Source organism: Selenomonas sp. F0473 (assembly GCF_000315545.1).
Taxonomy (GTDB): Bacteria; Bacillota; Negativicutes; order Selenomonadales; family Selenomonadaceae; genus Centipeda.
The window spans coordinates 2,059,684-2,065,801 of record NZ_JH992902.1; the positions used below are offsets into that span (position 1 = coordinate 2,059,684).

Annotated in this window: 6 protein-coding genes and 1 tRNA gene; 5 read left to right on the plus strand and 2 right to left on the minus strand. The window is 57.5% G+C overall.

The window, feature by feature from the left end:
* The first annotated feature begins 54 nt into the window (after positions 1 to 54).
* The 5 genes from HMPREF9161_RS09585 (at position 55) to HMPREF9161_RS09605 (ending at position 4,014) form a co-directional block, all read left to right on the plus strand.
* Entirely contained in the window at positions 55 to 792 is a 738-nt protein-coding gene (locus tag HMPREF9161_RS09585; protein ID WP_009729462.1) for a ThiF family adenylyltransferase, read from the plus strand.
* On the plus strand, positions 789 to 1,769 hold the full coding sequence (locus tag HMPREF9161_RS09590) for an NAD(P)H-dependent glycerol-3-phosphate dehydrogenase (RefSeq protein ID WP_009729463.1): 981 nt from the start codon (positions 789 to 791) through the stop codon (positions 1,767 to 1,769). The genes HMPREF9161_RS09585 and HMPREF9161_RS09590 overlap by 4 nt, the downstream gene beginning before the upstream one ends.
* A 3-nt stretch (positions 1,770 to 1,772) precedes the next feature.
* Positions 1,773 to 2,174, plus strand: coding sequence for a (deoxy)nucleoside triphosphate pyrophosphohydrolase (locus tag HMPREF9161_RS09595; protein ID WP_009729464.1), 402 nt, complete (start codon positions 1,773 to 1,775; stop codon positions 2,172 to 2,174).
* 54 nt (positions 2,175 to 2,228) lie between these two features.
* Positions 2,229 to 2,315 (plus strand) — tRNA-Leu (locus HMPREF9161_RS09600).
* 193 nt (positions 2,316 to 2,508) lie between these two features.
* A complete protein-coding gene (locus HMPREF9161_RS09605; protein WP_009729465.1) occupies positions 2,509 to 4,014 on the plus strand; it encodes an IMP dehydrogenase in 1,506 nt (501 codons plus the stop codon).
* Positions 4,015 to 4,378: 364 nt separating this feature from the next.
* Here HMPREF9161_RS09605 and HMPREF9161_RS09610 read toward each other — a convergent pair whose 3' ends face one another.
* Both HMPREF9161_RS09610 and HMPREF9161_RS09615 read right to left on the minus strand, forming a co-directional pair.
* Positions 4,379 to 5,161, minus strand: a complete 783-nt coding sequence (locus HMPREF9161_RS09610) for a tRNA 2-thiocytidine biosynthesis TtcA family protein (protein ID WP_009729466.1) — start codon at positions 5,159 to 5,161, stop codon at positions 4,379 to 4,381.
* Between the two features lie 22 nt (positions 5,162 to 5,183).
* Positions 5,184 to 5,909: a thiamine diphosphokinase gene (locus tag HMPREF9161_RS09615; RefSeq protein WP_009729467.1), complete on the minus strand. Its 726-nt coding sequence runs from the start codon at positions 5,907 to 5,909 to the stop codon at positions 5,184 to 5,186.
* Positions 5,910 to 6,118 lie beyond the last annotated feature (209 nt).

Here is a 6,118-nt window from a genome sequence, read left to right on the forward strand (position 1 = left end):
CTCCCTTTGTCATATATGCAGTGAATTGACGGGATGAAAGAAAGGCGGACATCTATGGAGGAACGCGGCCGATTTGCACGGACGGAGATGCTGCTCGGCACGGCGGGGATGGGACGGCTCGCGGAGAGTTCCGTTGCCGTATTCGGCGTTGGCGGCGTCGGTTCCTTTGCGGCTGAGGCGCTCGCGCGTGCGGGGATCGGACGGCTCACGCTCATCGACCATGACCGTATTGACCTGACGAATATCAACCGGCAAATTCATGCGCTGACGGAGACGGTCGGACAGGCAAAGACCGCCGCAATGGCCGCACGTATCCGCTGTATCAATTCGGCGTGTACGGTCACCGAGATGACGGCGTTTTATCAGCCGGAAAACGCCGATATCTTTTTCGCACAGCCCTATGATTATGTAGTGGATGCGGTGGATACGGTGTCGGCGAAGGTCGATCTTGCACGGCAGTGCCATAGGCGCGGGATTCCTATAATTTCGAGTATGGGGGCGGCCAACAAACTGGATCCCACGCTGTTCAAGATCCTCGATATCTATAAGACGAAGGGGGACCCGATTGCGCGCGTCATGCGAAAAAAACTGAAGGAGCACGGTGTGCGGCATCTAAAGGTCGTATGCTCCCCGGAGCGCCCGCGCCCTGTTGTCTACAGAGCCGAGACGCCGGCACCGCGGCGGCACAGCGTGCCGGGAACCGTATCCTTCGTGCCTTCGGCGGCAGGCCTCATTCTGGCGGGTGCGGTTGTCCGTGATCTTGTGGGGATGCGCGCGGAGGTGTCGGCATGAATATTGCGGTGCTGGGATGCGGTCGCTGGGGATCTTTTCACGCGTGGTACGCGCATCGTATCGGACATAATGTCATGCTGTGGGGGCGAAGAGGATCGCCGCATCTTGCGGAACTCTGTGCGGCGCGAAAAAATGAGTTCCTGACCATGCCGGAGGAGGTGCGGCTCACAGATGACCTTGGCGCGGCGCTCCGATTTGCCGAGATCGTTATCATCTCGATTCACGCGCAGGCTCTGCGCGCGTTCCTGCGGGATCTCAGGGACGCGGAACGTATGTCGGAAGTCGCGGGAAAGCGCGTGGTCCTCTGCATGAAGGGGCTCGAGATCGGTACGGGGAAGCGTTTGACGACGGTCGTTCGGGAGGAACTCGGCGATGCGGTGCATCCGCTCGTATGGGTGGGACCCGGGCATGTGCAGGACTTTGTGCGTGAAATTCCGAACTGCATGGTGATTGCGGGAGAGGATCGGGAGTCCTTGCGGGCCCTTGTGGACGCGCTTTCAAGTCCGCTGATCCGGTTTTACTATGGAGAGGATCTGCTCGGGACGGAGGTCGGCGCCGCGGCGAAGAACGTGATCGGACTTGCGGCGGGGATGCTCGACGGGCTTTCCTATGGCAGCCTCAAGGGAGCCCTGATGGCACGCGGCACGCGGGAACTCTTCCGACTCGTGCGGGCGATGGGCGGAGACGGCGAGACCATCTATGGACTTTCGCATCTCGGCGACTATGAGGCAACGCTGTTCTCGCCGCACAGCAACAACCGCCGCTACGGCGAGGCCGTTGTGCGCGGTGCGGCGGACGGTTTTCATAAGATCGCCGAGGGCGTCTACACGGCGGAGGCGCTGATGGAACTCTCGCGGGAATACGGCGTCGATCTGCCGATTTCAGAGACCGTATACGAGATTGTATCGCACGGCGCAGATCCGCGCGCACAGTTGACACGGCTCTTTCTCCGTGCGACAAAGGGGGAAAAAGAGTAAGTCATGGGTAAGTCGCGAAAGCATATCGATGTGGTTGCGGGCGCCATCCTGCGCGATGGAAAGGTATACGGCGCCTGCCGCAACTACGGCGCCTATGCGGGCATATGGGAGTTTACGGGCGGCAAGGTGGAGCGGGGGGAGACGGATGAGGCGGCGCTCCTGCGTGAGATCCACGAGGAACTCGGCATTGAGGTCACGGTCGAGGAACTGCTCGGGGCACTCGATCATGACTATCCGGAATTCCATATGAACATGCGGCTCTACATCTGCCGTCATGTTGCCGGGGAACCGGAACTGCGCGTGCATTCGGCGGGGCGCTGGCTGGGGCTAAAAGATCTCTACACCGTGCGTTGGTTCGAGGCGGATGCGACGCTCATCCGCCGTCTAGAGGCATATCTGCGTTGACAATGCCGCCGCCCCAATGCTATAATACACAGCGAGTCGAGAAGGGCTCTCTATGCCGAAGTGGCGGAATTGGCAGACGCAGCAGACTCAAAATCTGCCGTTGGCGACAACGTGCCGGTTCGACCCCGGCCTTCGGCACCATAAGCGAACGATGCCCCGCGGGGTATTTCCCTAAGAGTAGACAGCCGCTCTTAGGGATTTTTTAACAGCAATGAAGCTGCCGCGACAGTATATGGACTGCGGCCGGCGTCCGTTCTGTGCGGGTTGACACACCCTGCAGAAACGTGTATATTGGACAGAAAATTTTATGAAGATACGGAAAGGAATGGTCAAGTTGGCGCATTATTACACGGAACCGTCTCATACATTCGGAGAGTATCTGCTCATTCCGGGCTACTCTTCCGCAGAGTGCTTCCCGGCGAATGTTTCTCTGCGTACGCCGCTTGTCAAATTCCGGCGGGATGAAGAGCCGGCGCTGACGATGAATATCCCGCTCACCTCCGCGATTATGCAGGCGGTATCCAACGATACGATGGCGATCGCTCTTGCCAAGCAGGGGGGGATTTCCTTCATCTACGGCTCCCAGTCCATTGAAAAAGAGGCGGAGATGGTCTCCCGTGTGAAGAACTATAAGTCCGGATTTGTCAGCAGCGACTCGAATATCAGCCCGGAGACGACGCTCGGCGGCGTGCTCGACCTCCTCGCAAAGACGGGGCATTCCACGATGGCGGTGACCGAGGACGGCTTGGCGAACGGGAAACTGGTCGGCATTGTGACCAGCCGCGACTATCGCGTGTCGCGCATGTCGCTCGATACGAAGGTCGGCACATTTATGACCCCGTTCGAAAAGTTGGTCTGGGCGGACGCGGACGCCACGACGCTCACGCGTGCGAACGATCTCATTTGGGACCACAAGCTGAACATGCTCCCGCTCGTGGACAAAAATCAGCGCCTGCGCTATATGGTCTTCCGCAAGGACTATACGGACAACAAAGAGAACGACCTCGAGCTGACGGACGACAACAAAAGCTATATCGTCGGCGCCGGCATCAACACGCGCGATTATGCGGATCGTGTGCCGGCGCTCATTGCGGCGGGCGTGGATGTCCTCTGCATCGACTCCTCGGAGGGGTTCTCCGAGTGGCAGCGGATGACGATTCAGCATATCCGTGAGGAGTTCGGCGATACGGTGAAGGTCGGCGCGGGCAACGTCGTCGACGGCGAGGGGTTCCGCTTCCTTGCCAACGCGGGCGCCGATTTTATCAAGGTCGGCATCGGCGGCGGCTCCATCTGCATCACGCGCGAGACGAAGGGCATCGGGCGCGGGCAGGCGACTGCTCTCATCGATGTCTGCGCAGAGCGCGACAAGTATTATAAGGAAACGGGCGTCTACATCCCTATTTGCTCGGACGGCGGCATTGTCTACGACTACCACATGACATTGGCGCTCGCGATGGGCGCGGACTTCCTCATGCTCGGGCGCTACTTTTCCCGCTTCGACGAGAGCCCGACGGACCGCGTTATGGTCAACGGCACCTATTACAAGGAATACTGGGGCGAGGGGTCGAACCGCGCGCGCAACTGGCAGCGCTATGACCTCGGCGGCAGCAAAAAAATGTCTTTTGAAGAAGGCGTGGATTCCTACGTTCCCTACGCGGGGCCTCTCAAGGAGAACGTCGAGACGACGCTCTCGAAGATTCGCTCTACCATGTGTAACTGCGGGGCGCTCACGCTGACCGAGTTCCGCGACAAGGCAAAGCTGACGCTCGTCTCTTCGACCAGCATCGTTGAGGGCGGGGCGCATGATGTGATATTGCGCGATAAGCTTGGGCGCGACTAAGGGGGCGTGACGCAGTATTTTGGCGCATAGCTGTGTCACTGCAAAAAAATCATCGGTCGACGTAGCTCTTAACTACGCCTTCCCTTGATTTTTTTCTTGTTCCTTGCTCTGCATCCAAACTTCTGCGTCACTTAGGTTACTGAGACACGGGATTTTGGCGCTTAGCGTCGTCATTTTTGGCGAACGCGTCGTCGACGTAGGTTCCTACTACGACTCCCTCGCGTTCTCCTCATACCTCGCCATGCATCAAATCTAGCGCGTCATTTAGGTTCTATAGTAAACAGTTTCCATAAATATAGTTGTAAATTCAATCAAAAAAGGCAGCAACACAAATGTAATTTTACAATCTGTGTCGCTGCTTTTTTTATGCCCTTTGCATGAATGCGCGATAGGTTTTCTCCATCTCTTTGCGCGTCTTTGTCGCGGGCCAGAGCTCGCCGAGCGCGCCTTCACGCATGCCGGCGGCGAGATGGTCATAGAGCAGGGTATTTTCGGCTCCGAGTTTTGCGATAAGTTCTTTTATCGTCTGACGCATCGTATTTCCGTTGTGCGGACAGGGGGACGGCAGCGGCGTAAAGCCGTGATACTGAATCGCGTCGACGAGTTCCTGCTCGCGGAAGTAAACGAGCGGGCGGATGACCGTTAAATTTGTACGTTCGAGATAGGTCTTCGGGCGGAACGTGTTCAGCTGTCCCGAGTAGAAGAGGCTCATGAGGAATGTCTCCACCGCGTCGTCATGGTGGTGTGCGTAGGCGACCTTATTCAGGTTGTGTTCCACCGCATAGCGGTTGACCGCACCGCGGCGGAAGAACGCACAGGTGAAGCAGGGGCTTTTATCATCCTGCGCCGCAATCGTTCCCGCAATGTCCACGTCTACAACCTCATACGGGACATCAAGATTTTTGCAGAAATCGGCGATGGCGCCGGTATCCAACGGTTCGTCGAACTCCGGGTTCACCGTAAATGCCGCAATGGAGAAATCCTTTTTCAGCCGATCGCGGAGGATGGCAAGCGCATAGGTGAGGAAAATGCTGTCCTTACCGCCCGATACGCCGATCAGAATGCGGTCGCCGTTCTCGATCAGATCGAACTCGACCACCGCGCGCATGAGCTTACTGAAATAGGACTGTGGTATATTGATATTCATGAATGGAACTACTCCCAGCGATTTATTCTTTGTGGCAGAGATAGACGCCGAGCCTGCCGCGTTCGATGGAGACAGAGAAACGGCGCGACGTGTTTTCGAGAGCAAATACATTGCTGATCGTTGTAGATTTGGAGCTTGTAATTACCGCATTGGAAAGTTCCCAGCGAAGCCCTTCCGTCGATACCCCGACGCATTCCTCCGTGAAAGGGAGCAGGGAAATCGCGCGCGGCGGATTGTCACATTGAATGGAGAGCGATGCGCCGTCGTGCAAATAAAACAGGGTTTCGCGGTCATCCGCAAGCACACAGGGGACGGGCGCGTATGCGCAGACTGCGGCAGTGCTGAACAGATGATCGAGACGACCGCCGAAGGCTGCCGTCAGAACGACAAGCGGCGGAACGGGAAGCTGCGCGGCAATCCGGAGCGCCAGCGCCGTATCCGTATCATCCTTTTCGCGAGGGTAACGGCGCGCCTTGGTTCCGCGTTCGACTGCCCATGACCAAGCCGCGTGATCGGCGCTGTCGCCATCGCCGATCAGTAAGGAGGGAGGGACCGATGCATCGCGACATAGATTCACGCCGCGGTCTATCGCCCAGACGGGCGGAGCAATCCGAGAACCTTGCGCCACGGACATAAGCTGCGTGAGCCATGCCGGAGAAGGCGGGCGTCCTCCCCCCACAAGAATAAGCGCATCCGTCGCGGCGCATGGGAGAGCGGCACACAGTCCCGGAAGTGAGAGCATATGCATGGAGACACCCCTTTCTTTATCGTATGGATTATACCATAAGATTTTTTCAATAAATAGAGGAAAAGGAGAAAAGAGACTTGACGATCGAAAGGCACTGTGTTATATTATAAAAGCCGCGCTGCGGGAGGCAGAGGCCTTTGGAGGCGCGGGAATGTACCCTGAAAACTACACAATGCAGAGAGGTTAGAGATAATCTAACCGAAGCCAGA